This is a genomic window from Burkholderia sp. MS389, from assembly GCF_016899425.1.
In the GTDB taxonomy this organism is placed as follows: domain Bacteria; phylum Pseudomonadota; class Gammaproteobacteria; order Burkholderiales; family Burkholderiaceae; genus Burkholderia; species Burkholderia sola.
This window is the reverse complement of sequence record NZ_CP045995.1, coordinates 1,898,836-1,923,668: the sequence shown is the minus strand read 5'-3', so window position 1 is coordinate 1,923,668 and position 24,833 is coordinate 1,898,836. Positions and strand designations below refer to the sequence as shown.

The following is a 24,833-nucleotide window of genomic DNA, read 5'->3' as shown; positions in this document are numbered from 1 at the left end:
TCCAGTGAAGCCGCCGGCCGGCAGCCGGCGGCGAAGCAGGGAGCGGCCCGTAGCCGGGCGCGGGCGTCAGGCGAGATTGGCCTTGTCGAGGCCGTAAGCCTTGTCGGCCGAGCCCGGCGCGGTGCGGAACGCCACGTTCGCGCGGTTCCAGCCGTTGATCGCCATCACTTCGAACGTCAGGTCCGACAATTCCTTCTCGGAGAACTGGCCGCGCACGCGATCGTAGACGTCGTCGGGCACGCCGTGCTCGGGGAGTTTCGTCAGTACTTCGGTCCAGGCCAGCGCAGCCCGCTCGCGCGGCGAGAACAGCGTCGATTCGCGCCACGTCGCGAGATGGTGAAGGCGCAACTCGCGCTCGCCGTGCAGGCGAGCCTCCTTCACGTGCATGTCGAGGCAGAATGCGCAGCCGTTGAGTTGCGACGCACGCGCGGACACGAGGTCACGGATCGATTCCTCGATCGCGCTGCCGCGCAGCAGGTTGCTGAGTTCGAGGAATTGCCGGAACAGTTCCGGCGATTGATGCATGTAGTTGAGACGCTGCGTCATGATTTCTCCTGGCGACGAAGAGGCTGGCCCGCGTTGCGCGGGCGTCGGGGGCGGCAGGGCGCCGCGCGAAATCATCTTAGGAGTGTGGGCCGGCGCGCGGTAGCCACGCACAGGGACGCATCGTGTTGCGCGGGCTGCACCAATGCCGCATCGAGCGGTGCACGACGCGCGCTTCGGGGTTCAACCCATCGCTAGGGCGTGAACACGCCCTAGCCAGCACTGCACGCGGCTGCGATGCGCGCGAGCTTGTCGGGGTTGCGCTGCACGAGAATCCGGACGATGCGCGTGCCGTCCGTCTCGAACGCCATCGCGGATTCGAGCTGGCCGGCGATGATGCGCAGCATCGCCCATTCGCCGTTCAGCACGACCGGACGCATTTCGACGCCGCTGCCGCAGCGCAACCACGTCGCGTAGAACAGTTGTGCGATGCGGCGACCGCCGACCATCGGTTTCGGGAAACTCTGGACCTTGCCGCCGCCGTCGCCGATCAGCATCGCATCTTCGGCGAGGAGCGCCTGGATCGACGGAAAATCGCCCTGCGCGAGGGCATGCGAAAAGGTCTGCAGCAATTGCCGGTGCGTTTCGCGCGGCACGATGTGGCGCGGCCTGTCGTCGTCGCGCAACTGGGCCTTCGCCCGGCTGACGAGCTGCCGGCACGCGGCTTCGGATTTGCCGATCGCGTCGGCAATCTCGTCGTAGTCGGCATCGAACACTTCGCGCAGCAGAAAGGCTGCGCGCGCTTCCGGCGTCAACCGCTCGAGCAGCAGCAAATAGGCGACCGACACGTCGTTCGCGCGCTCCGTCACTTCCTCGGGCGTCGCAGGCGATTCGCCGAGTTCCGGCTCGGGCAGCCAGATACCCGTGTAGTGCTCGCGCCGGATCTTCGCCGCGCGCAGCCGGTCGATCGACGTCCGGGTCGTGACCGCGACGAGCCATGCCTCGGCATTCTCGATACCGTCGCGCGCCGCGTCGTGCCAGCGCAGCCACACGTCCTGCACGATGTCTTCGGCGTCCGCGATGGAGCCGAGCATCCGGTACGCGATCTTTTGCAGGCGCGGACGCAGCGTGTGGAAGATCTGTGCGTCGTCGCTCATGACAGCCACACCCCGCTGAACCCGAATGCAACCGGCCCGCTCAGGAACACATTGCCGGTGCCATCCCAATGCACCGTCACGTTGCCGCCGTCGCATTCGACGTTCACGGTCTCGTCCAGCAGGCCGCGCCGGATACCGTTGACCACCGCGCCGCACGAACACGAGCCGGAGCCGAGCGGCACGCCGCCGCCGCGCTCCCAGATGCGCAGGCGAATGTGCGTGCGATCGATGACCTGAACGAAATGCACGTTGGTTTTCCGCGGAAACAGCGGATGCGTTTCGATCGCCGGGCCGAGCGTTGCGAGGTCGAGTGCAGCGACATCGTCGAAGAAGAACGTGCAGTGCGGATTGCCCATGCTGCAGGCGGCCGGTGTGCCGGGCAGCGGCAGCGCGAGCGTGTCGGCGGCTTCGGCAAAGGGTATGTCCTGCCAGCCGAACCGCGGCGCGCCCATCTCGACCTTGATCAGTCCGTGCGCATCCTGCGAACAGTGCAAGCGGCCGCGATTCGTGCGCAGCACGACCGACGCCGCGCCGGTTTCCCGCATCAGCTTCCATGCGGCGCCGCGCGTCGCGCTGCCGCAGGTATCGAGCGTCGAGCCGTCGGGATTCCGGAAGGCGACGTACGCGGTGGCGTCGTCGCAGTCCGAGATCAATGCGAGCTGATTGAAGCCGATGCCGCGATGCCGGTCGCCCATGCGCCGCACGAGATCGCGATCGACGCGGTGCGCTTGCTCGTGTCCCTGATCGCGCAGGTCGACGATGACGAAGTCATCGCCATTCGCGTTCATCTTCTGAAATGCGATCGGCATGGCGGTTCCGGAGTGGGGGTAGGCGAACACTGTACGTGGCTCGGCGGTCGCGGGCAATCGTTGCCCGACGAGGCGCATGCGACAGGGGGCTACGTAATTCTACGTAGCCCCGCATACGTAGTTATCCGCTTGTAAGCCTCCCCCATCGCGCGGAATACTACGGCCCATCGCCGCGGCCTCTGCGAGGCTGTGGCACGACGCATCGACGTCACGCGGGTTCGGCGCCTCGCCGCATCCACTCAAAAACACATTGGAGACCAGGAGACGCCATGAATCGGGCTTCCAGTACCCTGCTATGGATCGCGGTCGCGCTGCTCGGCGCGTTCGCATTCGGCACGATCGCACTCGCGCACGGCGAACGCGTCAGTGCCCTCTGGATCGTGATCGCCGCAGTCTGCGTGTATCTGATCGCGTATCGCTTCTACAGCCGTTTCATCGCCAGCAAGGTCATGCAGCTCGACGGGCTGCGGATGACGCCGGCGGTCAAGTACAACGACGGCCTCGACTACGTGCCGACCAACAAGTACGTGCTGTTCGGCCATCACTTCGCCGCGATCGCCGGCGCCGGGCCGCTGGTCGGACCCGTGCTCGCCGCGCAGATGGGCTATACGCCCGGCATGCTGTGGATCCTGGCCGGCGTCGTGTTCGCCGGCGCGGTGCAGGACTTCATCGTGCTGTTCATCTCGACGCGCCGCGACGGCCGCTCGCTGGGCGACCTCGTCAAGATGGAGCTCGGCACGGTGCCCGGCGTGATCGCACTGTTCGGCGCGTTCCTGATCATGGTGATCATCCTCGCGGTGCTCGCGCTGATCGTCGTGAAGGCGCTGACCAATTCACCGTGGGGCACGTTCACCGTCGCCGCGACGATTCCGATCGCGCTGTTCATGGGCGTCTATACGCGCTACATCCGCCCGGGCCGCATCGGCGAAGTGTCGATCATCGGCTTCATCGGGCTGATGGCCGCGATCGCGTTCGGTCAGAACGTGGCCGCCTCGCCGGCGATCGCCGCGTGGTTCACGTTCAGCGGCACGCAGCTCACGTGGATCCTGATCGGCTATGGCTTCGTCGCGTCGGTGCTGCCGGTGTGGCTCTTGCTCGCGCCGCGCGACTACCTGTCGACGTTCCTGAAGATCGGCACGATCCTCGGCCTCGCGATCGGCATCCTGGTCGTCGCACCGGAACTCAAGATGCCCGCGCTGACGAAGTTCGTCGACGGCACGGGCCCGGTGTGGGCGGGCAACCTGTTCCCGTTCCTGTTCATCACGATCGCGTGCGGCGCGGTGTCGGGCTTCCACGCGCTGATCTCGTCAGGCACGACGCCGAAGCTGATCGACAACGAAACCAACGCGCGCTTCATCGGTTACGGCGCGATGCTGATGGAATCGTTCGTCGCGATCATGGCGCTGGTCGCCGCGTGCGTGATCGAACCGGGCATCTACTTCGCGATGAACGCGCCGGCCGCCGTGCTCGGCTCGACGCCGGAAGCGGTCGCGAACACCGTCACGCAATGGGGCTTCGTGCTGACGCCCGACATGCTCACGCAAACCGCGAAGGCCGTCGGCGAAACCACGATCATCGCGCGTGCGGGCGGCGCGCCGACGCTGGCCGTCGGCATGGCGCACATCCTGCACCAGGTGATCGGCGGCGAAGCGATGATGGCGTTCTGGTATCACTTCGCGATCCTGTTCGAGGCGCTGTTCATCCTGACGGCCGTCGACGCCGGCACGCGTGCGGGCCGCTTCATGCTGCAGGATCTGCTCGGCACGTTCCACCCGGCGCTCAAGCGCACCGAGTCGCTGCCCGCCAACCTCGTCGCCACCGCGCTGTGCGTGGCCGCGTGGGGCTACTTCCTGTACCAGGGCGTGGTCGATCCGCTCGGCGGCATCAACACGCTGTGGCCGCTGTTCGGCATCTCGAACCAGATGCTCGCCGCGATCGCGCTGGTGCTCGGCACCGTCGTGCTGTTCAAGATGAAGCGCGAGCGCTACGCCTGGGTGACGATCGTGCCGACCGCGTGGCTGCTGATCTGCACGCTGACGGCCGGCTGGCAGAAGATTTTCGACGCGAACCCGAAGGTCAGCTTCCTCGCGCACGCCGCGAAGCTGCAGGCCGCGGTGGACGAGGGCAAGGTGCTCGCGCCGGCGAAGTCGATCGCGCAGATGAAACGGATCATCTTCAACGACTACATCGATGCGGCGCTGGCCGGGCTGTTCATCTTCGTCGTCGTGGCGATCGCGGTGTACGGCCTGCTCGCCGTGCTGCGCGCGCGCCGCGAGTCGAAGCCGACCGTGCGCGAGACGCCGTACGAAGCGATGCCGGCCGCGCAGGCGCTCGGCAGCGGACGTTAAGGGGAGGCCGCGATGTTCAGCGATCTTGGCGGCGACCTGCGCAGCGCGGGGCGTTACCTTGGGCAGGCGTTGCGGCTGATGGTCGGCCTGCCCGACTACGATACCTACGTCGCGCACATGCGCGACACCCATCCGGACCGCGAGCCGATGACGTACGAGGAATTCTTCCGTGAGCGTCAGAATGCGCGGTACGGGTCGGGGGCGGGGAAGTGTTGCTGAACCGGGCCGTTGCAATCGCCTGACGAATCGGTTCGGTATCGAAACGGAAGCGCCGCGATGGCTGTCGCGGCGCTTTTTTCTTTGGTGGGCCGACGACGCGCACCGCAGGGCGCTTGCGTGCCGTTTGCCCGCGCGCAGCGCGGCGGCATCCGGCCGCCGGTATCATTAGGGCACTTTCTTTTCCCGATGGACCGCAGGAGAACACGTCGTGCATGTCGGTGAGCGTTTCAACAGCATTTCCCATCTCGTCGGCGCGGTGCTGTCGGTGGCCGGCCTCGTCGCGCTCGTGACGATGGGCGCGCTCGAAGGCGACCCGTACAAGGTGGTGAGCTTCAGCGTGTACGGCGCGATGCTGATCCTGCTCTACGCGATCTCGACGGCCTATCACAGCGTGCGCAACCCGCGCCTGAAGGCGATCCTGCAGAAATGCGACCATGCGGCGATCTATCTGCTGATCGCAGGGAGCTATACGCCGTTTACGCTCGTCACGCTGCGCGGCCCGTGGGGCTGGTCGCTGTTCGGCGTGAGCTGGGGGCTCGCCGTGTTCGGCATCGTGCAGGAGCTGACGCTCGGGCGCCGCACGCGCCTGCTGTCGATGATCCTGTACGTGCTGATGGGCTGGCTCGCGCTCGTCGCCGTGCGGCCGCTGATCCACGCGCTGCCGCCGGTCGGCACCGCATGGCTCGTGGCCGGCGGCGTGATCTACAGCGCGGGGATCTACTTCTTCATCAACGACGAACGCATCCGCCACGGACACGGTATCTGGCACCTGTTCGTGCTGGCCGGCAGCCTGTGCCAGTTCGTCAGTGTCGCGATGTACGTCGCGTGAGGGGCATGGCGCGTTGAGCGCGTGATGCTCCGCGCGTCGCGAGTCGGCCGCAGCATGCGCTACCGGCGCGGCGCGTCCCGCAGCGCGCCGAAGCCCACCCATCCCCAGTACACGCGATGATGCGCGATCAACCCGTCGCGCAGATCCATCACCTCGACGAGATCGACCTGATCGCCGTCCGGCGTGGCGCGCGGGTATTCCCAGACGAGCTGGCGGCCGTTCGAGAAGAACAGCCCGGTCCGGTACCAGCGTCCGAGCGGGTTGTCCGGATTGCGCAGGCCGGCCGCGAAGAACGCGCCGATCGCGGCCTTGCCGTGCAGCACGCCCGAGCCGTGTTCGGGCAGCGTGGCGACGACGAGCGGCGTTTCGAGCACCGCGTCGTCGGCATACAGCGACATCAGCGCGTCGAGGTCGCGGGCGACGACGGCCGCGTGCCAGTCGTCATGGATGCGCCGGGCATCGGCATCGGTGTCTGCGGGTGTCATGGCGGGTTTCCGGAAGTCGATCACGGAAACCACTGTAGGGGTGCGCCGCCGCGAGACGTTTCACGTCGACCCGAAACGTGGATGCCGGGCCGCGCCGCGGGCGCTCTGCGGGTGGCGCCTAGCCGGCCAGCGCGTCGAGATTCAGCGCATGCGACTTGCCGATCCACACCGCGCAATCGCGGTGGTCGCGCAGTTCGTCGTGCGTATTCGGATGCAGGAAGATGTCGAGCGCGCCGTGGTTCAGCACGAGCCACGGCACGATGTCGTCGAATCGCGCGGCATCGAACGCGATCTGGTACGACCACGCCGGATGCGGGCCGACGAGGCGTTCGTGAAAGCGGCCGAGTTCGATGACCGCGCCGAACCGCGCGTCGACGACCTGGCGAAATGCCCAGGCCGCGTCGCGGCTTGCCGCATCGAAATAGACGTGCGCGTGCCAGCTGTCGATGGCGGTAGTGTCGAGAGCAGCCATGGGAAGACTCGATTAAAAATGAAAATGCCTGGGATGCCGTGCGAAACGGTCGATGCGTGATTATCGCGCGTCCTGGCAGATTGCGTCGCGTCTCAATCCGGCGGGCCGATGCGAGTGATTTGTCCTGCATCAGAAGAATCGGCTGATCCGACTCGATCGCTTCGATGGTATCCGTGTGCGCGATAACACGCCGGAAGCCTTGTGCGCAGGCGCGTCGGCCGGATTTCCGTCGGCAACACGTCATTTCGGAAATTGAAAGAGCGCGGTGAGTGCCCCACCGGATCGCCGGTCAAAGTCCGATCAGATCGTTGAATGAAATAAAGAAATTCCATTTCGAAGGGATACGCGAATGACGCAGTTCGCACGCCGAATGCGCGGCTGAAAATAACAATTGCGGATTCGGCTATTCAAGCGGGATGCGGCCCGACATACGATGATTTCAACGCATCGATGCTGGATCGATGCGGGGACAACCATCTGGAGGCCATTATGCGATCCCTCGTTCCCGTTGCCGTTCTTTCCTGCGCACTCGCTGCGCTGCCGGCCGTCAGCTTCGCGCAGTCGATCGGCGTCGCCGACACGTCGCATGCCGCGCCGTTGACCTGGTCGGCGGCGCGTGCCGAAACCGATGTGCAGCTGATGCAGATGACGCGTGCCGGCTATCGCGCGACGACGGCCGGCAACCAGAACTATCCGCTCGCGATGCAACGTGCGCTCGAGCGCGTGTACAACCCGGTGCCCAACCGGTGGCCCGACGAAAAAGCCGCGATGCAAGCGCGGGCGGCCCGCGACGTGCAGAGCGGCCATCCGGTGAAGGCGTTCTTCGTGAAAACCGCGTACTACCTGAAGGGCGACAACACGTTTTGACACAGGAGACGAACATGGCATGCGCTGACCGATTGCTCGGCGGGTGGCGTGCGTCGGCGATACGCAGGCCGCCGCACGCGTGCGCGGCACGGCGGCGCGCCGATGTGCACGGCATGCGACGCCGAGCGGACGACCTGCGCGACGCGGGCGGGTGCGCGGTTGCATGCGGCGACGCGCGGTCCGGGGCGACGGCGGACGACGCGAGCGCGAGCGAGGGCGGATCATGAAGGCTGCCCGGAAAGGCCGTCGCCATCCGCCGTTGACGCGCGAATGGCTGCTGCCGCTGCCGCCCGCGCATGCACGCGACATCTCGCTGAAATGCCACATGGCGCTGGTCGCGCTGCGCGGCGAGCACGGTAGCGAAACGCTGCTGATGAGGCTGCGCACGAGCGTGTATCTGGTGTTCCTCGCGCTCGACGATGTGGTCTCTCCCGACGCGACCATCGACCTGTGCGTCGACGCGGAGCGCGTGCTGGACGCGAGCGTGGCGCGCGCCGCGCGAAGCGGTGCATGGACGCTGCACGACGACGAATGCGCGGTGCTCGAACGCGTGCTCGCCGCGAACGACGCATGCGTCGCGACGCTCACGCGGCATCGGCTGGCCGAGCTGTGGCGTCACGTCTGCACGTTCGCTTCCGCCGAACAGCCGGGGATCGTCGCGCAGGCGGCGGCGAAGATGCGGGCGCCGGCCGTTCTGCATTGAATCGCTGGCCGCGGGCCGCGTTTCATACCCGTCCGATTCCATCGCGCGGCCGCGCGCCGTCTAATGACACGACTGGAACCCGGCGTGGCCGGGCGACGAGGATCCATCCTCGCGTTTGCGGCGATCGTGCGTGTCGACGCGAACGCATTCGTTTCGGTCAGGAGGAGCGATGGCGCTATACAGGAGCGGCGGCTACTTCACGTGCGGAAGTGGCCGCGCATTCAGCGAGAATCTGCCGCCGGGCAGCAAGGTGACGGTGGCGGGCATCTATCGATGCACCGTGTGCGGCGACGAAATCGGCATTGCGAAATGGCAGATGCTGCCGTCCGAGGACGCGCATCCGCACGATCTCGATCCGCCGTCCGACCCGCTGCTCGATCCGGGGCCGACCGCGTGGCAACTGATCGCCGCGGCGGAGTCGCGCAGCTAGGCAACCGACGTTCGCCGCCGCACGCACGCGCGTGAGCGCAATGCGGCACGCGGCGTCCGCCAAAACAAAAAGCGCCGCGGAGCGAACTCCGTGGCGCTTCTTCGATCCCAGGCCGCTGCGAAGGCGCGACCCTCCGCGCGGCTCACCGCGCTGCTTAAGCGGCCGTCGCCGACTTCGCCGGCTTCTGCAGCTTGCCCTTGCCGGCGCGCTGGATTTCCTCGAGCTTGATCTCGACGTGGCGCGAGAACACGTACTCGGCCGGACGCTGCTTCGCGATCGAGATATCCGGTGCGAACGGGCCGTCGGTCTTGATGCCCTTGCGGCTCACGCGCAGCGCCTTCAGCGGGTTCGAGATCGTGTCCATCACGGCCGTGGCCTCGAAGCCGCAGTGGACCATGCAGTCCGCGCACTTCTCGTAGTTGCCGACGCCGTAGTTGTCCCACTCCGTCGTTTCCATCAGTTCCTTGAAGGTCTTCACGTAACCTTCGCCGACCAGGTAGCACGGCTTCTGCCAGCCGAACACCGTACGCGCCGGGTTGCCCCACGGCGTGCACTTGTACGTCTGGTTGCCGGCCAGGAAGTCGAGGAACAGCGACGACTGGCTGAACGACCAGCGCTTGCCGCCTTCGCCGCGCTTCAGGATTTCGCGGAACAGGTTCTTCGTCTTGTCGCGGTTCAGGAAGTGCTGCTGATCCGGCGCGCGCTCGTATGCATAGCCCGGCGACACGGTGATGCCGTCGACGCCGATCGGGCCCAGCGTGTCGAAGAACTTCGCGACGCGTTCCGGCACCGCATCGTTGAACAGCGTGCAGTTGATGTTCACGCGGAAGCCGCGGCGCTTCGCTTCCTTGATCGCCGCGACGGCCTTGTCGTACACGCCTTCCTGCGACACCGAGTGATCGTGCGCTTCCTTGTCGCCGTCGAGGTGGACCGACCAGACGAAATACGGGCTCGGCTGGTAGTCGTCCATCTTCTTTTCCATCAGCAGCGCATTCGTGCACAGGTACACGAACTTCTTGCGCTTCATGATGCCCTTGACGATTTCCGGCATCTCCTTGTGGAGCAGCGGCTCGCCGCCGGCGATCGACACGACGGGTGCGCCGCACTCGTCGACGGCCTGCAGGCATTCCTCGACGGACAGGCGCTGGTTCAGGATCGGATCCGGATAATCGATCTTGCCGCAGCCGTTGCACGCGAGGTTGCAGCGGAACAGCGGCTCGAGCATCAGCGCGAGCGGATAGCGTTTGTTGCCGGACAGGTGCTGGCGCACGATGTAGGCGCCGACACGGACTTGCTGGAGCAGCGGAATAGACAAGGGATGTCCTCCTTAAACTTCGCGGGCGACAGCTTGCGTGAGCTTCGCCGGCAACTTGAATTCGACTTTTTCTTCACGGCCCGCCATCGTCGCGACATCGACGGGCCCCAGCGCGCGCAGCGCGCCGATTACATCCTCGACCATTTCCTCGGGCGCCGACGCGCCGGCGGTCAGGCCGACCGTCTGCACGCCCGCGAACCATTCGGCTTTCACTTCCGAGCCGTCGGCGACGAGATAGCTCGGTACACCGCTTTCGGTGCCGATCTCGCGCAGGCGGTTCGAGTTCGAGCTGTTCGTCGCACCGACGACGAGCAGCACGTCAACCTGTTCGCTCAGCTCGCGCACGGCGGCCTGGCGATTCTGCGTCGCATAGCAGATGTCGCGCGTGTCCGGGCCGACGAGGTCGGTGAACCGGCGCTGCAGCGCTTCGATGATGCCGCGCGTGTCGTCGACCGACAGCGTGGTCTGCGTGATGTACGCGACCGGCGTATCGACGGGCAGCGTCAGCGTATCGACTTCGGCTTCGCTCTGCACGAGGATCACCTCGGCCGGAATCTGGCCGATCGTGCCTTCGACTTCCGGGTGGCCCGCGTGGCCGATCAGGATCAGCCGGCGGCCCGCCGCGACGTACTGGCGGCCCTGTACGTGCACTTTCGTGACGAGCGGGCAGGTCGCGTCGAGCACGTCGAGCCCGCGCGTTTGCGCGTCGCGCTCGACCGTCTGGGCGACACCGTGCGCGCTGAAGATCGCGACAGCGCCGTGCGGCACCTCGTCGAGTTCCTCAACGAATCGTGCCCCTTTATTACGCAGATTTTCGACGACATGCCGGTTGTGCACGATCTCATGACGCACATAGACCGGCGCACCGTGCTGTTGCAGCGCGCGATCGACGATCTCGATCGCACGGACAACCCCCGCACAGAAGCCGCGGGGCTGGGCAAGGATGACTCGCATAAGTGAGCGAACTCCGACGACAGACGCCGGGGTTCGAGGCGCTTGGCACGCGCTTGCTCGCCCCGGCTTGATGTTATGAAGGCAGGAACGAACCGGCCGGCCAGGCCCCGGAACCCCGAATTAATCGCGCATTTTAACCCTATCGGGCCGTCCGTGCTTCGGTGCCGTGTCGACACCGTTGCAATTGCGGGAGAGCCGCGTCGGCGCTGGCGCGCGCGGAACCCGGTAAACTGCGCGGTTTCGCGGGCGGCCGCTCCGGCTGCCCGCCGTCGCGCTCATTTCAAGGCCATTCGATGACCGTCGATTCTCACGCGTATTGCCCGTCCGCCCGTGCGGCGTCGGGCGTTTTGTTCCAGACCCTTATTTCTACCGAACGAGCCGACGGGCGGCAGGAGGCAGGCCGATGATGCTCGCGATCGCTTTCCTGGTGTCCGGCCTGTCGCTGGTGATCTGGATCGTGCTGCTCGTCGCGCGCGGCGGCTTCTGGCGCGCGCAGCCCGCACGGCCGCTGCCGCCCGACGCGCGCGGCGCGGCGGCCGAGGCCGGCTGGCCGGCCGTCGTGGCGGTCGTGCCGGCGCGCAACGAAGCCGACGTGATCGCCCGGGCGGCGACTTCGCTGCTCGAGCAGGACTATCCGGGCGACTTCCACCTGATCATCGTCGACGACCACAGCGACGACGGCACCGCCGACGCGGCCCGCGCGGCCGCGCTCGCGATCAACCGCGCCGACCGGCTGACGGTGCTGAGCGCGAAGCCGCTGCCGGCCGGCTGGTCGGGCAAGGTGTGGGCGCAGTCGCAGGGAATCGCGGCGGTGCAGACGCTCGGCCTGCCGGCCGACTACCTGCTGCTGACGGATGCCGACATCGGCCATCCGTCCGACGCCGTCGCGCAACTCGTCACGCGCGCGCAGGCCGAGCAGCGCGATCTCGTGTCGCTGATGGTGCGGCTGCGCTGCGACTCGTTCTGGGAAAAGGCGCTGATCCCGGCGTTCGTGTTCTTCTTCGCGAAGCTGTACCCGTTCTCGTGGATCAACAACCCGCGCAACCGGACGGCCGGCGCCGCCGGCGGCTGCATGCTCGTGAAGCGCACGGCGCTCGAGGAAGCGGGCGGCATCGAATCGATTCGCGGCGCGCTGATCGACGACTGCAGCCTCGCCGCGCAGATCAAGCATCGCGGCAGCGGCCGCCATCCGATCCGGCTCGATCTCGCCGATCGCAGCGTGTCGCTGCGCCCATACGACAGCTGGCGCGACATCTGGAACATGATCGCGCGCACCGCGTTCACGCAGCTGCACTATTCGCCGCTGCTGCTGGCCGGCACGCTGCTCGGGATGACGATCATCTATCTGGTGCCGCCGGTTGTCGCGCTCGCCTACGGTGCGCGCGCGTGGCCGGCATGGCTCGCGTGGGCGTCGATGTGCGCCGCGTATGCGCCGATGCTGCGCTACTACCGGCGCTCGCCGCTGTGGGCGCCTGCCCTGCCGCTCGTCGCGCTGTTCTATGTGGGCGCGACGTTCGCGTCCGCGTGGCGTTACTGGCGCGGCAAGGGCGGCCAGTGGAAGGCGCGCGTGCAGGCGCCGGTGGAGCGTTGACCACGCCGGCGGAGGCCGGCCGTCCCGATCAACCGGAACGCTGAAAACACACAGCCCGGATCGACGCTAGCCGATCCGGGCTGTTTGCTTTTTGGCCGGTTTCCGGCCGATGCGCGTGCTTACCGCTGCGTCAGCATCATGTACATCTGGATCACGACGTCCGGCGAGAACGTGAACGGCACCCAGCCGTAGCCCGTGTGGCGGGCGACCAGCAGGCGGTCGCCGTTCGACTGCTTCTGCACGGCCATCATCGGATTCTTCGTCGTCACGAAACGCCAGCCGGCCGGAATGCCGGGCGGCGGCTCCGGCTGCATCGACGCGCGGGCGTGCGCGAGTTCCTCGATCAGCTGGCCCAGTTGCTCCGGATGCAGCGTGATCGACTGGCCGTTGATGGTCAGCGTGAGTTCGTTCTGGGACGGGCGCGCGACGTGCAGCGTCGCCTTGTCGGCCGGCGCGGCAGCGGTGTCGGCTTCAACCGCGGTTTCGGCTTGCGTCGTCGGAATCGGCGCGGTCTCGGCATTGGCCGGGGCGTCGGCGACTTCGACCACATCGATCGTTTCCACCGTTTCCGCCGCCAGCGCGGTCGTGTTCACCGACGCTTGCGCCGCCACGGACGGCTCGACGACATCGGCCGTCACGGCAACCGCGCTCGTCGCGGCTTCCTTGACGACGGCCTCGACCAGCGCTTCGGCGTCGGCGATCGCCTTCGCGTGGTGCTGCGCGGCCGCTTCGGCCTGCGCGATCGCTTCGGTATGGCGCTGCGTGATCGCTTCGGCTGCGGCGGTCGCTTCCGCGTGGCGTTGCGCGGCGGCTTCGGCCTGGGCGATCGCTTCGGCGTGACGCCGTGTGATGGCTTCGGCCTCGGCGGTTGCGTCGGCGTGACGCTGGGCGGCGGCCTGCGTGTCGGCGAGCGCTTGCGTATGACGCTGGGCGAGCGCCTCGGCCTCGGCGATCGCGGCTATGTGGCGCTGCGCGGCGGCTTCGGCTTCGGCGGTCGCTTCCGCGTGGCGCTTCGCGGCGGTTTCCGCTTCGGCAGTCGCCGCGGCATGACGTTGCGCGGCCGCTTCGGCTTCGGTCGCCGCGGCGTGATGACGCTGCGCGGCGGCCTCGGCTTCGGCGATCGCCGCCGCGTGGCGCTGCGACGCGGCTTCGGCATCCGCGTGACGTTGCGCGAGCGCTTCGGTCAGCGCGGTGGCTTCCGCATGGCGCTGCGAAGCGGCTTCGGCTTGCGTGGCGGCATCCGTATGACGTTGGGCGGCCGCTTCGGCGGCGGCGGTGGCGTCGGCATGACGCCGCTGCGCGGCTTCGGCGTCGGCGGCTGCGGCCGTGTGGCGCTGCGCGGCCGCCTGCGCTTCGGTTTCCGCCGCCGCGTGACGCTCGGCCGCGGCCCGGGCTTCCGCTGCCGCGGCGCGCGCGAAGGCTTCCGCGCTGCGTGCCGCCTGCTGGGCGGCGTGGTGATCGTGGAGGAGCTGATCGACGCCCGTGGCGAGCGAAGCGATCTGATCGTTCAGGTTCATGCGTGTCTTCTCTGCGTAAGACCCGCGATTTTAACCGCAGCGCCGATGCCGGTCCGTGCGCGACGTGTAACAAAGTGCGCAAAGCGGCGCGACGTGCGCCGCTTTGTGTTACTTCAGGTAGCCCGCCGAGCCGAACCAGTCGAGCGCATCGCGCAACCCTTCGCGATACGGGCGCGCACGGTAGCCGAGCTCGCGCTCGGCCTTCGCGGACGTGAAATACATCTTGTTCTTCGACATCCGCAGCCCGTCGACGGTGACGAACGGCTCCTTCTTCGTGAACTTCGCGACCGCTTCGGCGCCGACCGCGAGCGGGTACAGCGGCCAGCGCGGCAGTGCGATCGTCGGCGCCTTGCGGCCCGTCATCTGCGCGATGTCCGCGAGCATCTGCTGCAGCGGCAGGTTCTCGCCGCCGAGGATGTAGCGCTCGCCGATCCGGCCGCGCTCGAGCGCGAGGAAGTGGCCGTGCGCGACGTCGTCGACGTGCACGAGGTTCAGCCCCGTGTCGACGAACGCGGGAATCTTGCCGAGCGCGGCCTCGACGATGATGCGGCCGGTCGGCGTCGGCTTCACGTCGCGCGGGCCGATCGGCGTCGACGGGTTGACGATCACGGCCGGCAGCCCTTCGTCGGCGATCATCCGTTCGACCGCGCGCTCCGCGAGCACCTTGCTGCGCTTGTAGACGCCGATCGCCTGCTCGGCCGTGAGCGGCCGATTCTCGTCGGACGGATCGCCGGCGCTCGTCACCTTCAGCGTCGCGACGCTGCTCGTATAGACGATCCGCTCGACGCCTTCCGCGCGGGCCGCGCGCATCGTCGCGACCGCGCCTTCGAGGTTCGCGCGCTCGATCTCGTCGGGATCGGGCGCCCACAGCCGGTAGTCGGCCGCGACGTGCAGCAGGTAGCGCACGCCGCGCAGCGCGGCGCGCATCGACGCCTCGTCGCGCATGTCGCCGGTGACGATCTCGGCGTCGAGATCCGCGACGTTCGTGCGCGGGCTGGTGGGGCGCACCAGCACGCGCACCGCATAGCCTTTCTGCTGCGCGATGCGCGCGACGGCCGAGCCGACGAAACCGGACGCGCCGGTGACGAGAACGAGATCGCGGGAAGTATCAGTCATGCGTTTCCTTCGGGGCCGCGCGGGCGGCGCGGCGGTTGAGCATCGGCGAGATTGTACGTGGTCGGCGCGCGCGGCGACGCCCGGCCGGCGCGTGTGCGAAGCGGCCGACGCGACTACAATGCCGGGCTTGAATGCAACGGGAGGGCGACGCGATGAGCCGCAATGAACTGGACGAACGGATCGAGACCTACTACGTGCGGGTGCGCGGCGTCGTGCAGGGCGTCGGCTTTCGTCATGCGACGGTGCGCGAAGCGCATGCGCTGAAGCTGCGCGGCTGGGTCGCGAATCTCGAGGACGGCACCGTCGAGGCGATGATCCAGGGCCCCGGCGCGCAGATCGACCGGATGCTCGCGTGGCTGCGTCACGGGCCGCCTGCCGCGCGCGTGACCGAGGTGACGTTCGAGGAACGGCCGACCGAGAAGCGCTTCGAGCGTTTCCAGCAGCAGTAAGCGGCACGCGAAGGGACACACAACAATATGACGGGGTATCCGGAAGCCGGGCGCGGCCTCTTGCTGTCGGTGATGGCGTCGACGCTGTTCGCGCTGATGTCGGCTTACGCGAAACTGCTCGCGCCGCTCACGGGGCTCGACATCTTCGCGTGGCGCATCGTGTGGACCGCGCCGGGCGCGCTCGCGCTGATCGCGCTGCGCGGTCGCTGGCCGGCGCTCGTGGAGCTCGCGCGGCGCAGTGCGCGCGACTGGCGCCTGCTGGTCGCGCTGCCGGTGAGCGCGGCGTTGCTCGGCGTGCAGCTGTGGCTGTTCCTGTGGGCGCCGCTGCATGGCCGCATGCTCGAAGTGTCGCTCGGCTATTTCCTGCTGCCGCTGACGATGGTGCTCGTCGGCCGCTTCTACTATCACGAAAGGCTCGACCCGCTGCAATGGGCGGCGGTCGCGTGCGCGGCGCTCGGCGTCGCGCACGAAGTGTGGGCGACGCGCGCGTTCGCATGGCCGACGCTCGTCGTCGCGCTCGGCTATCCGCCGTATTTCGTGCTGCGCCGGCGGATCAACGCCGATTCGCTCGCCGCCTTCGCGATCGAGATCGTGCTGCTGTGCCCGATCGCGTTCGCGATGGTCGCGACGAGCGCGACGCGCGTCGCCGGCCATCCGCTGCTGTGGGCCGCGCTGCTGCCGGGGCTCGGCCTCCTCAGCACGCTCGCGCTCGCGAGCTACCTGAAGGCGAGCCGGATGCTGCCGATGGCGCTGTTCGGGATTCTCGGCTACGTCGAGCCGGTGCTGCTCGTCGTGGTGTCGCTGCTGCTGCTCGGCGAGACGCTGAGCGTCTCGCAGCTCGCGACGTACGGGCCGATCTGGGTCGCCGTCGCGCTCACCGCATGGCACAGCGCGATGCTGATGCGGCGCTTGCCCGCGCGCGGTTAAGCGCATCGTCGCGATGCGCGGGCCGTGCGGAACGTGCCGCGCATCGCGCATCGTCCGGCCGTCGAACCGCGTTCGTTCCGCTGCCACGTCCTCTCGAATCCGTCGATACTGACCGCCGACTGACGCCGCGCTGACGCGAATCTGGCGACGCTGCCTGCTTCGCCGCGCCACGCTCACGCTTGTAATCGAAGAGAAGATTCAGTTGCATTTTGTTACTTAGGGTCGCCCCTGATCGGCCATTAGACTGATCTGATCGACTTCCCTTCGTATCCGGCTTTTCATTGAACGGTCACCTCCCTGCCAAGTCGGCCGGGTTGGCACGATACGGGCATACGCGTATCGTCGCCGATCGCGCTCGCCGTCTTTCTCCCGCTCCCTTCCCCGGTGCACGTCGCACCGCCGCCGTGCAGGTGCGCTCATGTCGTTGAGCCCGCTGCATGCCGCCACGGCGCAGCCGTCGCGCAGCGGCCGCCTGATCGAAATCGACTTCTTCCGCGGGCTCGTGCTGTTGATGATCGTCGTCGATCACATCGGCGCGAGCGTGCTGTCGCGCGTGACGCTGCACGCATTCGCGCTGTGCGATGCGGCCGAGGTGTTCGTGTTCCTCGGTGGCTTCGCGACCGCGAGCGCGTACGGCGCGATCGCCGAGCGGCACGGCGCGCGCGCCGCGCAGCAGCGGTTCGTGCGACGCGCGATGCAGATCTACCGCGCGTTTCTCGCGACGTCGACGCTGATGCTCGTCGTGTCGGCGGTGCTCGATCACTACGGGATCGATGCGCCGAACCTCGCGCTCGACGACGTCAGCGTGATGCTCGCGTCGCCGCTGACGGGGGCGGCCGAGCTGCTGACGTTCCAGCGCCAGCCGTATCTCGCGTCGGTGCTGCCGATGTACGTGCTGTTCGCGCTCGCGTCGCCGGTGCTGGTGCCGTTCGCGCGGCGCCGTCCGTGGCTGCTCGTCGCGCTGAGCGTCGCGTCGTGGCTCGCGGCGGGCTGGCTCGGCCCGGAGCTGCTGGACACCGACGGCTTCCGCTGGAGCTTCAACCCGTTCGCGTGGCAACTGATGTTCGTCGCTGGCGTGCTCGCGCGCTCCCAGCCGTTCTACCGGCGCGTCGCGCTCGGCCGCTGGGGCGCGGCGGCGACCGGGCTCGCGTGCGCGATCGTGCTCGGTTGCGCGAGCTACAAGCTGTTCTCGGGGCTGCCGGCGCCCGAAGGCGTGCTCAAGCGCGATCTCGCGCTGCCGCGCGTCGTGAGCTTCGCGGCCATCGCGTGGCTGATGGCCGATTGCGTGCGCTTCGGCTGGATCGCGCGGATCGCGCAGGGCGTGCGGCCCGTCGTGGCGGTTGGCCAGCGCGGGCTGATCTGCTTCGTCGCGGGTGCGGCGATCTCGCTCGTGATCGATTCGCTGCTGCATCCGGTCGCGGGCAGCGCCGATCTGCGGCATGTCGGCGTGGGCCTTGTGGCCGACGCGTGCGCGGTCGGGCTGATGATGGCGGTGGCCGGTTCGGGGACGTGGATCGCGCGATGGCGCGGCGCGGCGGCGTAGGCGCGCGCAAGAAGGGCGGCGCGGCAGGCGCCGCGCGGCGTCAGTGAGGTGAGCCGATACGGGAGCGGGGCGTGGCGGTGGCGTCGTCGGCTTCGGCGTCGTCGCGTTCGTCCGGCGCCGGGTCGTCGCGCTCCGCGAGCACCGCGTCGGCTTCGGCCGCGGCCCGGGCGGCGCGCATCGCGGTGCAGCGCTGCGCGTGCCGGATGTCCGACAGGATCCTCAACAGCCGCGTCGTCTTGCTTTTCATCGGGTTCTCCCGCCAGTGCGCATCTCGGGAAGCGGATGCGTTGCCTGCAACCAGTGTAGGACGCGTTCGCGTTTCCGGCGGGAGAATGTGGCGTGCACGCCGCACGCCGAGGGATAGTACTTACTGCGCGGCGGCGGCCTGCGCCTGCAGCGCTTCTTCTCGGCGCTCGTCCGTGCAGCGCTGATGCTGGCGCGACAGGCGGTTCATCAGCGGCAGCAGCAGCAGCGCGAGCAGCATGCCGATCGCGGCGAGCCAGCCGAGCTTCTCGAACAGCGACAGATAGAGCGGCAGCGATTCGGTGGCCGGCAGCTCGTGCGACGGCATCTGCGCGAAGTTCGCGACGACGCTGCCAAGATACTGCGACACGCCCGTCGCGACGAAATACGCACCCATCATGAAGCCGCTCATGCGCGCCGGCACGTAGCGGGCGATCATCGCGAGGCCGAGGCCGCTCACCAGCAGCTCGCCGAGCGAGTACAGCCCGTAACCCCACACCATGAACCACGACGACACGCGGCCGTCGACCGCGTAGCGGCCGCTGATCGTGAACACCAGGTAGCCGGCGGCGACCGCGCCGAAACCGAGCGCATACTTCGCGGCGACCGGCAGGTCGCGGCCGCCCTTCGCGACGGCGTTGTAGACCCACACCAGCACCGGGCTCAGCAGCATGATCCAGATCGGGTTCAGCGCCTGGAACTGCGCGGCGCTCCACGTGAACAGCGTCGTGCCGAACAGCATGAAGCGCGGGTCGACGTTGCGCAGCGCGAACAGCGTCAGCGACGTCGACATCTGCACGTAGAAGATGAAGAACAGGATCACCTGGCCGATCAGCACGAGCGCCGCGATCAGGCCCGCGCGCTCCGAGCGCTCCGACTTCGCGATCATGTACGCGAAGATCGCGAGGATCGCGAATGCGGCCGCCCACACGCTGGCGACCGCGAGCTGCTTGTGCTGCAGCACGTACAGTGTGACCAGCGCGAGCGCGACGCCGCCGGCCGCGACCGCACCGAGGCGCTTCCAGCGGATCGGCTGGTCGTCCGGCTGCGAGCCGACGTGCGCGAGCGTGCGGTGCATCAGCATGAAGTTCAGGATCGCGAGCAGCATGCCGCCGCAGCAGACCGCGAACGCGGTGTGCCAGCCCCAGTGATCCTTGATCCACGGCGTCGCGAGCATCGACACCGTCGAGCCGATGTTGACCGCCATGTAGTAGATCGTGAACGCGCTGTCGATGCGCGCGTCGTCGCCTTCGTAGATGCGGCGCACGAGGTTCGCCGCGTTGGCCTTGAACAGGCCGTTGCCGACGACGATCACGCCGAGCGACGCGTACATGTACGTCAGCTGATCGTTCGGCACCGCGAGCATCAGGTAGCCGGCGCACAGCACGGCCGCGCCGATGATCATCGTGCGGCGGGCGCCGAGCACCTTGTCGCCGATCCAGCCGCCGATCGACGGCGCGGCGTAGACGAGTGCGGTGAAGGCCCCCCAGGTCAGGTTCGCGTGGCTGTCGGTGAAGCCGAGCCGGTCGACCATGAAGAGGACCAGGAGCGCGGCCATGCCGTAGTAGCCGAAGCGCTCCCACATTTCGATGAGGAAGACCGTCGTAAACGATCGGGTCTGTGAAACAGGTGCGTGCATCATCAATCTCGTTTGAAACGGACGGCGCGGATCGCGCGTCGCCTTAAGGTCGAACTGGCGCCGGAGCACTGTGGCCGGGTAGGCTGGCATCGGCGATGGAGCAGTCGAGCGGTTAGCTCGGGCCGGGGACGGATTCCACCTGGGAAGGCGGAGCGCGGCCCCGACCGGCGCGCGAATGGTAACGTTTGCCGGTCCGGTGCGTCGGGTCCGCGCCACTTAGGGAAACTCCCGATATGGCAGCAGCTTTCAGGAACATTTGTCTCATCATCTACTTGTAAGCTTGACGCCGGTTCTCCGCAAATTCCCGGAGAGCCGCTTGCAGCTTGCCTGTGAAGGCTGCGAGTCTGGCAAGATAGCGCGTCGTTTCGCTCGCTTCGGGCCCTGTTTAGTGCACCGGGCTCAACGCCGAAGACGGGGGCGAACCCGAAGATTAAGCTATCTCGAATTAACTTAGTTACTTTCCATCAAACATTTTTTGACGACCACTTTTCGGCCTGCTATGGTTCCCCCCACTGAAAACTCGCGATCGGCAGACGCTGTCGCACTGGGCAGCAAGATTCGCGCGTTGCGCCAACGTCTGAAGCGCACGCTCGACGACACCGCTACCGCCGCGGGGATTTCGAAGCCGTTTCTGTCTCAAGTCGAGCGCGGGCTCGCGTCGCCGTCACTGACGTCGCTGGCCGGTATCGCCCACGCGCTCGGCGTGACGGTGCAGTACTTCGTGGATACGCCGAGCGAGGAACGCTCGGTGTGCCGAGGCGATCAGCTGCGCTTCTTCGGGTTTGCCGATTCGGCGAACCTGTTCGCGCGACTGACGAACGTGTCCGAAGGGCGCCAGCTGGAGGCGATCCTCGTGAGGATGCCGCCGGGGCAGAAACGGTCCGAGGTGACGACACATGCAGGAGAGGAGTTCCTGTACGTGATTGAAGGGGAAGTGTCGCTGACGCTGGAAGGCAAGACGTTCGTCCTGCAGGCCGGCGACAGTTCGCACTATCAGTCGACGGTCCCGCACAGCTGGGTCAACACCGCGAAGATCGAGTCGGTGGTGGTCTGGGTCGGTACGCCGCGACTGTTCTAACGCACGGGTATTCCTTCGTTTCTTCGACGGGATACCTGTCGAAAGAAATGTAAGGAATACTAACATGCAATACGAGAATCACGGGCCTCCTCAATCGCTGCCCCCGTCAGCGTCTCACGCGTAAGCCGCGGCATCCGCCGCGCGACGCCCACCGAACCACCTTCTCAAGACTGCCACGATGAAATCCTTGCATGCCATGTCGGCCGTGCTGGCCGCGCTCGCCCTGACGACGCCCGTCGCCCACGCCGTAACCGTTCCGTCGAACGTCGCGCTCGCTCCGCAACAGGACCTGACGCGACAGGTGCCGGCCGAAGTCGAGTCGCTCGACCCGGCGCACATCGAATCGTGGACCGGCAACACGATCGGCCTCGACCTGTTCGAAGGGCTCGCGCGCATCGATGCGGCCGGCCAGGTCGTGCCGGGCGTCGCGCTGTCGTGGGAGCGCAAGACGCCGCAGACATGGATCTTCAAGCTTCGCCACGACGCGAAGTGGAGCAACGGCCAGCCGGTGACGGCCGCCGATTTCGTCTATTCGTGGCAGCGCCTCGTCGATCCGAAGACTGGCTCGAAGTACACGATCCTCGTCGAGTTCATCAAGAATTCGAAGGACATCATCGCGGGCAAGGCCGCGCCGTCGACGCTCGGCGTGCGTGCCGTCGATCCGTACACGCTGGAAGTGACGACCGACGTGCCGGTCGCGTTCTTCCCCGAACTGACCGCGATGGCGCCGCTCGTGCCGGTGAACAAGGACGTGGTCGCGAAGTTCGGCGACGCATGGACGCGCCCGGGCAACCTCGTCAGCAACGGTGCATACCAGCTCGTCGACTGGCAGCCGAACAACCGCATCGTGATCGCGAAGGACGCGAAGTACTGGAACGCGCCGAAGGTCGTGATCAACAAGGTCACGTACCTGCCGATCGAAAGCGACGAAACCGCGATGCGCATGTACCAGGCCGGGCAGATCGACTACAGCTACTCGATTCCGTCGGGCATCTTCCAGCAGGTCAGCAAGCAGTTCGGCGCCGAGTTGCGCCCGGGCCTGCAGCTCGCGACTTACTACTACTTCCTGAACAACAGCGACGCGGCGCTGAAGGACAAGCGCGTGCGCCAGGCGCTGTCGATGGTGATCGATCGCGACGTGCTGACGTCGAAGCTCACGCAGGCCGGCGAGAAGCCGATGTACGGGCTGATGCCGAACGGCACGAAGGGCGTGCAGCCGTTCACGCCGGAATGGGCGTCGTGGCCGATGGCCAAGCGCATCGCGACCGCGAAGGACCTGCTGAAGCAGGCCGGCTATTCGGACGCGAAGCCGCTGTCGTTCACGCTCACGTACAACACCAACGACCTGCACAAGAAGGTCGCGCTGTTCACCGCATCGGAATGGCGCACGAAGCTCGGCATTACCACGAAGCTCGAGAACGTCGAGTTCAAGGTGCTGATGAAGCAGCGGCATGACGGCAAGGTGCAGATCGCGCGCGACGGCTGGTTCGCCGACTACAACGACGCGATGACGTTCTTCGACCTGATCCGCTGCGGCAGCTCGCAGAACACCGTCGGCTACTGCAACAAGCAGGTCGACGCGCTCGTCGAGGAAGGCAACCAGAAGCTCGACGACAACGCGCGCACCGCGCTGCTCACGCAGGCGCACGACATGGCGATGAAGGACACGCCGATGGTGCCGCTGTTCCAGTACTCGGCCGACCGTCTCGTGAAGTCGTACGTGGGCGGCTATTCGCTGAAGAACGTGATCGACATGCGTGCTTCGCAGGACATGTACCTGATCAAGCACTGACGGAGCGATCATGCTGGCCTACGCATTGAGGCGCACGTTGTGGGCGGTGCCGACGATCCTCGCGGTCATCACCGTCTGCTACCTGCTGCTGCATTTCACGCCCGGCGGCCCGTTCGATACGGAGAAGCAGCTGTCCGCCGCGACGCTCGCGAACCTGAACGCGAAGTACCACCTCGACGAGCCGCTGTGGAAGCAGTACCTGCTGTATCTCGGCTCGCTGCTGCACGGCGATCTCGGCCCGTCGTTCCGTTACGTCGACTGGTCGGTGAACGATCTCGTGAAGAAGGCGCTGCCCGTGAGCCTCGGCGTGGGCGGCGTGTCGATCCCGATCTCGATCGTGCTCGGCGTGCTGCTCGGCACCGTCGCGGCCGTGCGCCGCGACAGCGTGATCGACCGCTTCGTGATGCTGATCGGCAACTTCGGCAACGTCGTGCCGCCGTTCGTGCTCGGCCCCGTCATGGTGTGGATCTTCGCGATCCTGCTGAAGACGTCGGCCGGCAACGGCTGGCTGCCGGCCGGCGGCTGGGGCGACGGCGGCTGGCAGTACCGGCTGCTGCCGATCGCGCTGCTGACCCTCATCAACGTGTCGCTGCTCGCGCGCGTGATGCGCGGCTCGATGATCGAGACGCTGTCGAGCAACTACATCCGCACCGCGCGCGCGAAGGGCCTGCCGGGCTCGACGATCGTGCTGCGCCACGCGCTCAAGCCCGCGCTGATGCCGGTCGTGTCGCTGTTCGGCACGGTCTGCATCACGTCGATCACCGCGGCCGTCGTCACCGAATCGGTGTTCGCGCTGCCGGGCGTCGGGCAGCTCGTCGTGAACGGCGCGATCAACCGCGACTACACGCTGGTGCTTGGCCTCGTCGTGATGACGACCGTCTTCGCGGTGCTGTTCAACCTGCTGGTCGACCTCGCGTACGCGTGGCTCGATCCGCGTATCCGTTATTGAGCGAGGCACAGCGATGACTCCGACCACTCCCGTCGTCGGCCTGCCCGTGCAGACCGATTCGCCGCCGCATTCGCGCTCGCCGCTCGAGCTCGCGTTCGCGCGCTTCCTTCACAACCGCGCGGCGCTGTTCAGCCTCGCGCTGCTCGTGCTGATCACGCTCGCCTGCTTCGTCGGCCCGTGGCTGCTCGCGGCCGATCCCGCCGCGAGCGACTGGGCGTCGATCAGCCTGCCGCCGACCTGGGCGAACCAGCACTGGTTCGGCACCGACGAGCTCGGCCGCGACCTGCTCGTGCGCACGCTGATCGGCGGCCGCGTATCGATCGAGGTCGGCCTGCTCGGCACGCTCGTGTCGGGCCTGTTCGGCGTCGCGTGGGGCGCGACCGCGGGCTTCGCGGGCGGCCGCGTCGATTCCGTGATGATGCGCGTCGTCGACATGATGTACGCGATCCCGTACCTGCTGATCGCGATCCTGATGATGACCCTGTTCGGCCGCTCGTTCATGCTGGTCGTGCTGACCATCAGCGCGTTCTCGTGGATCGACATGGCGCGCGTCGTGCGCGGCCAGACGCTGTCGCTGCGCAATCGCGAGTTCGTCGATGCGGCGCGCGCGATCGGCGTGTCGCCGGCATCGATCGTGCTGCGTCACGTCGTGCCGAACCTGCTCGGCGTGGTCGTCGTGTACGCGACGGTCTCGGTGCCGAACATCGTGCTGACCGAATCGGTGCTGTCGTTCCTCGGCCTCGGCGTGCAGGAGCCGATGACGAGCTGGGGCGTGCTGATCCAGGACGGCGCGCAGAAACTGGAATCGATGCCGTGGCTGCTGCTCGCCCCGGCCGTCATGCTGTGCGTGACGCTTTACTGCGTGAACTTCGTCGGCGACGGCCTGCGTGACGCGCTCGACCCGAAGGATCGCTGAAG

At 67.2% G+C, this 24,833-nt stretch carries 25 protein-coding genes; 14 read left to right on the top strand and 11 right to left on the bottom strand.

Features of this window, described 5'->3' with window-relative positions:
• Positions 1-66 precede the first annotated feature (66 nt).
• The 3 genes from GJG85_RS24950 to dapF form a co-directional block, all read right to left on the bottom strand.
• Complete coding sequence (locus GJG85_RS24950) at positions 67-546, bottom strand: carboxymuconolactone decarboxylase family protein (protein WP_050013392.1); 480 nt, start codon at positions 544-546, stop codon at positions 67-69.
• Positions 547-755: 209 nt separating this feature from the next.
• On the bottom strand, positions 756-1,640 hold the full coding sequence (locus GJG85_RS24945; RefSeq protein ID WP_050013391.1) for an RNA polymerase sigma-70 factor: 885 nt from the start codon (positions 1,638-1,640) through the stop codon (positions 756-758).
• Complete coding sequence (gene dapF / locus GJG85_RS24940; protein WP_050013390.1) at positions 1,637-2,449, bottom strand: diaminopimelate epimerase; 813 nt, start codon at positions 2,447-2,449, stop codon at positions 1,637-1,639. The genes GJG85_RS24945 and dapF overlap by 4 nt, the downstream gene beginning before the upstream one ends.
• Before the next feature lie 269 nt (positions 2,450-2,718).
• Between dapF and GJG85_RS24935 the strand changes: the two genes are divergently transcribed.
• The 3 genes from GJG85_RS24935 (at position 2,719) to GJG85_RS24925 (ending at position 5,845) form a co-directional block, all read left to right on the top strand.
• Entirely contained in the window at positions 2,719-4,797 is a 2,079-nt protein-coding gene (locus GJG85_RS24935; protein ID WP_050013389.1) for a carbon starvation CstA family protein, read from the top strand.
• Between the two features lie 12 nt (positions 4,798-4,809).
• Positions 4,810-5,016 carry a YbdD/YjiX family protein gene (locus GJG85_RS24930; protein ID WP_050013388.1) on the top strand — a complete coding sequence of 69 codons (207 nt, stop codon included), beginning with the start codon at positions 4,810-4,812 and terminating at the stop codon, positions 5,014-5,016.
• A gap of 208 nt (positions 5,017-5,224) precedes the next feature.
• On the top strand, positions 5,225-5,845 hold the full coding sequence (locus tag GJG85_RS24925; protein WP_050013387.1) for a hemolysin III family protein: 621 nt from the start codon (positions 5,225-5,227) through the stop codon (positions 5,843-5,845).
• A gap of 59 nt (positions 5,846-5,904) precedes the next feature.
• Here GJG85_RS24925 and GJG85_RS24920 read toward each other — a convergent pair whose 3' ends face one another.
• Together GJG85_RS24920 and GJG85_RS24915 are read right to left on the bottom strand one after the other, a co-directional pair.
• Positions 5,905-6,330 carry a nuclear transport factor 2 family protein gene (locus tag GJG85_RS24920; RefSeq protein WP_050013386.1) on the bottom strand — a complete coding sequence of 142 codons (426 nt, stop codon included), beginning with the start codon at positions 6,328-6,330 and terminating at the stop codon, positions 5,905-5,907.
• 118 nt (positions 6,331-6,448) lie between these two features.
• On the bottom strand, positions 6,449-6,802 hold the full coding sequence (locus tag GJG85_RS24915; protein ID WP_050013385.1) for a DOPA 4,5-dioxygenase family protein: 354 nt from the start codon (positions 6,800-6,802) through the stop codon (positions 6,449-6,451).
• A gap of 489 nt (positions 6,803-7,291) precedes the next feature.
• On the opposite strand from GJG85_RS24915, the gene GJG85_RS24910 reads away from it, so the two are divergent.
• The 3 genes from GJG85_RS24910 to GJG85_RS24900 all read left to right on the top strand — a co-directional run bounded on the left by GJG85_RS24910 (position 7,292) and on the right by GJG85_RS24900 (position 8,802).
• Positions 7,292-7,669 (top strand): hypothetical protein, encoded by a 378-nt coding sequence (locus GJG85_RS24910; RefSeq protein WP_204383939.1) that lies wholly within the window; start codon positions 7,292-7,294, stop codon positions 7,667-7,669.
• Positions 7,670-7,892: 223 nt separating this feature from the next.
• Positions 7,893-8,372 carry a hypothetical protein gene (locus GJG85_RS24905; protein WP_089489892.1) on the top strand — a complete coding sequence of 160 codons (480 nt, stop codon included), beginning with the start codon at positions 7,893-7,895 and terminating at the stop codon, positions 8,370-8,372.
• A 169-nt stretch (positions 8,373-8,541) separates the two neighbouring features.
• The gene (locus GJG85_RS24900) at positions 8,542-8,802 is read left to right on the top strand and encodes a hypothetical protein (RefSeq protein ID WP_050013382.1); all 261 of its coding nucleotides are present in this window, start codon (positions 8,542-8,544) and stop codon (positions 8,800-8,802) included.
• Between the two features lie 154 nt (positions 8,803-8,956).
• Here the strand turns inward: GJG85_RS24900 and hpnH are convergent, their stop codons facing one another.
• Together hpnH and ispH are read right to left on the bottom strand one after the other, a co-directional pair.
• Positions 8,957-10,117, bottom strand: a complete 1,161-nt coding sequence (gene hpnH / locus GJG85_RS24895) for an adenosyl-hopene transferase HpnH (RefSeq protein WP_012339213.1) — start codon at positions 10,115-10,117, stop codon at positions 8,957-8,959.
• Positions 10,118-10,129: 12 nt separating this feature from the next.
• On the bottom strand, positions 10,130-11,071 hold the full coding sequence (gene ispH, locus GJG85_RS24890; RefSeq protein ID WP_050013381.1) for a 4-hydroxy-3-methylbut-2-enyl diphosphate reductase: 942 nt from the start codon (positions 11,069-11,071) through the stop codon (positions 10,130-10,132).
• A 403-nt stretch (positions 11,072-11,474) separates the two neighbouring features.
• Here ispH and GJG85_RS24885 point away from each other — a divergent pair, with 403 nt between their 5' ends.
• The gene (locus GJG85_RS24885) at positions 11,475-12,662 is read left to right on the top strand and encodes a glycosyltransferase (protein ID WP_089489891.1); all 1,188 of its coding nucleotides are present in this window, start codon (positions 11,475-11,477) and stop codon (positions 12,660-12,662) included.
• A gap of 119 nt (positions 12,663-12,781) precedes the next feature.
• Here the strand turns inward: GJG85_RS24885 and GJG85_RS24880 are convergent, their stop codons facing one another.
• Entirely contained in the window at positions 12,782-14,179 is a 1,398-nt protein-coding gene (locus GJG85_RS24880; protein WP_050013379.1) for a hypothetical protein, read from the bottom strand.
• Positions 14,180-14,287: 108 nt separating this feature from the next.
• Positions 14,288-15,295: a hopanoid-associated sugar epimerase gene (gene hpnA / locus GJG85_RS24875; RefSeq protein WP_011353724.1), complete on the bottom strand. Its 1,008-nt coding sequence runs from the start codon at positions 15,293-15,295 to the stop codon at positions 14,288-14,290.
• Between the two features lie 152 nt (positions 15,296-15,447).
• Here hpnA and GJG85_RS24870 point away from each other — a divergent pair, with 152 nt between their 5' ends.
• The 3 genes from GJG85_RS24870 (at position 15,448) to GJG85_RS24860 (ending at position 18,214) form a co-directional block, all read left to right on the top strand.
• The gene (locus GJG85_RS24870) at positions 15,448-15,744 is read left to right on the top strand and encodes an acylphosphatase (protein ID WP_050013378.1); all 297 of its coding nucleotides are present in this window, start codon (positions 15,448-15,450) and stop codon (positions 15,742-15,744) included.
• 27 nt (positions 15,745-15,771) lie between these two features.
• Positions 15,772-16,671, top strand: a complete 900-nt coding sequence (gene rarD / locus GJG85_RS24865; protein WP_050013377.1) for an EamA family transporter RarD — start codon at positions 15,772-15,774, stop codon at positions 16,669-16,671.
• Positions 16,672-17,089: 418 nt separating this feature from the next.
• Positions 17,090-18,214 carry an OpgC domain-containing protein gene (locus GJG85_RS24860; protein WP_089489889.1) on the top strand — a complete coding sequence of 375 codons (1,125 nt, stop codon included), beginning with the start codon at positions 17,090-17,092 and terminating at the stop codon, positions 18,212-18,214.
• 40 nt (positions 18,215-18,254) lie between these two features.
• Here the strand turns inward: GJG85_RS24860 and GJG85_RS24855 are convergent, their stop codons facing one another.
• Together GJG85_RS24855 and GJG85_RS24850 are read right to left on the bottom strand one after the other, a co-directional pair.
• Positions 18,255-18,461 (bottom strand): hypothetical protein, encoded by a 207-nt coding sequence (locus GJG85_RS24855; RefSeq protein WP_050013375.1) that lies wholly within the window; start codon positions 18,459-18,461, stop codon positions 18,255-18,257.
• A 120-nt stretch (positions 18,462-18,581) separates the two neighbouring features.
• A complete protein-coding gene (locus GJG85_RS24850) occupies positions 18,582-20,099 on the bottom strand; it encodes a peptide MFS transporter (protein ID WP_050013374.1) in 1,518 nt (505 codons plus the stop codon).
• Positions 20,100-20,595: 496 nt separating this feature from the next.
• Here GJG85_RS24850 and GJG85_RS24845 point away from each other — a divergent pair, with 496 nt between their 5' ends.
• From GJG85_RS24845 to GJG85_RS24830, 4 genes are all read left to right on the top strand, one after another.
• Entirely contained in the window at positions 20,596-21,174 is a 579-nt protein-coding gene (locus tag GJG85_RS24845) for a cupin domain-containing protein (RefSeq protein ID WP_011548888.1), read from the top strand.
• A gap of 178 nt (positions 21,175-21,352) precedes the next feature.
• A complete protein-coding gene (locus tag GJG85_RS24840; protein WP_050013373.1) occupies positions 21,353-22,966 on the top strand; it encodes a peptide ABC transporter substrate-binding protein in 1,614 nt (537 codons plus the stop codon).
• A gap of 10 nt (positions 22,967-22,976) precedes the next feature.
• Entirely contained in the window at positions 22,977-23,915 is a 939-nt protein-coding gene (locus GJG85_RS24835; protein WP_050013372.1) for an ABC transporter permease subunit, read from the top strand.
• A gap of 13 nt (positions 23,916-23,928) precedes the next feature.
• A complete protein-coding gene (locus GJG85_RS24830) occupies positions 23,929-24,831 on the top strand; it encodes an ABC transporter permease subunit (protein WP_050013371.1) in 903 nt (300 codons plus the stop codon).
• Positions 24,832-24,833: the final 2 nt, after the last annotated feature.

What these genes read in the sequence shown, in the direction of transcription:
- GJG85_RS24950 (WP_050013392.1), bottom strand. Translation starts at nt 546, where the DNA reads ATGACGCAGCGTCTCAACTACATGCATCAATCGCCGGAACTGTTCCGG.
- GJG85_RS24945 (WP_050013391.1), bottom strand. Translation starts at nt 1,640, where the DNA reads ATGAGCGACGACGCACAGATCTTCCACACGCTGCGTCCGCGCCTGCAA.
- dapF (WP_050013390.1), bottom strand. Translation starts at nt 2,449, where the DNA reads ATGCCGATCGCATTTCAGAAGATGAACGCGAATGGCGATGACTTCGTC.
- GJG85_RS24935 (WP_050013389.1), top strand. Translation starts at nt 2,719, where the DNA reads ATGAATCGGGCTTCCAGTACCCTGCTATGGATCGCGGTCGCGCTGCTC.
- GJG85_RS24930 (WP_050013388.1), top strand. Translation starts at nt 4,810, where the DNA reads ATGTTCAGCGATCTTGGCGGCGACCTGCGCAGCGCGGGGCGTTACCTT.
- GJG85_RS24920 (WP_050013386.1), bottom strand. Translation starts at nt 6,330, where the DNA reads ATGACACCCGCAGACACCGATGCCGATGCCCGGCGCATCCATGACGAC.
- GJG85_RS24915 (WP_050013385.1), bottom strand. Translation starts at nt 6,802, where the DNA reads ATGGCTGCTCTCGACACTACCGCCATCGACAGCTGGCACGCGCACGTC.
- GJG85_RS24910 (WP_204383939.1), top strand. Translation starts at nt 7,292, where the DNA reads ATGCGATCCCTCGTTCCCGTTGCCGTTCTTTCCTGCGCACTCGCTGCG.
- GJG85_RS24905 (WP_089489892.1), top strand. Translation starts at nt 7,893, where the DNA reads ATGAAGGCTGCCCGGAAAGGCCGTCGCCATCCGCCGTTGACGCGCGAA.
- GJG85_RS24900 (WP_050013382.1), top strand. Translation starts at nt 8,542, where the DNA reads ATGGCGCTATACAGGAGCGGCGGCTACTTCACGTGCGGAAGTGGCCGC.
- ispH (WP_050013381.1), bottom strand. Translation starts at nt 11,071, where the DNA reads ATGCGAGTCATCCTTGCCCAGCCCCGCGGCTTCTGTGCGGGGGTTGTC.
- GJG85_RS24885 (WP_089489891.1), top strand. Translation starts at nt 11,475, where the DNA reads ATGATGCTCGCGATCGCTTTCCTGGTGTCCGGCCTGTCGCTGGTGATC.
- GJG85_RS24880 (WP_050013379.1), bottom strand. Translation starts at nt 14,179, where the DNA reads ATGAACCTGAACGATCAGATCGCTTCGCTCGCCACGGGCGTCGATCAG.
- hpnA (WP_011353724.1), bottom strand. Translation starts at nt 15,295, where the DNA reads ATGACTGATACTTCCCGCGATCTCGTTCTCGTCACCGGCGCGTCCGGT.
- GJG85_RS24870 (WP_050013378.1), top strand. Translation starts at nt 15,448, where the DNA reads ATGAGCCGCAATGAACTGGACGAACGGATCGAGACCTACTACGTGCGG.
- rarD (WP_050013377.1), top strand. Translation starts at nt 15,772, where the DNA reads ATGACGGGGTATCCGGAAGCCGGGCGCGGCCTCTTGCTGTCGGTGATG.
- GJG85_RS24860 (WP_089489889.1), top strand. Translation starts at nt 17,090, where the DNA reads ATGTCGTTGAGCCCGCTGCATGCCGCCACGGCGCAGCCGTCGCGCAGC.
- GJG85_RS24855 (WP_050013375.1), bottom strand. Translation starts at nt 18,461, where the DNA reads ATGAAAAGCAAGACGACGCGGCTGTTGAGGATCCTGTCGGACATCCGG.
- GJG85_RS24850 (WP_050013374.1), bottom strand. Translation starts at nt 20,099, where the DNA reads ATGATGCACGCACCTGTTTCACAGACCCGATCGTTTACGACGGTCTTC.
- GJG85_RS24845 (WP_011548888.1), top strand. Translation starts at nt 20,596, where the DNA reads ATGGTTCCCCCCACTGAAAACTCGCGATCGGCAGACGCTGTCGCACTG.
- GJG85_RS24840 (WP_050013373.1), top strand. Translation starts at nt 21,353, where the DNA reads ATGAAATCCTTGCATGCCATGTCGGCCGTGCTGGCCGCGCTCGCCCTG.
- GJG85_RS24835 (WP_050013372.1), top strand. Translation starts at nt 22,977, where the DNA reads ATGCTGGCCTACGCATTGAGGCGCACGTTGTGGGCGGTGCCGACGATC.
- GJG85_RS24830 (WP_050013371.1), top strand. Translation starts at nt 23,929, where the DNA reads ATGACTCCGACCACTCCCGTCGTCGGCCTGCCCGTGCAGACCGATTCG.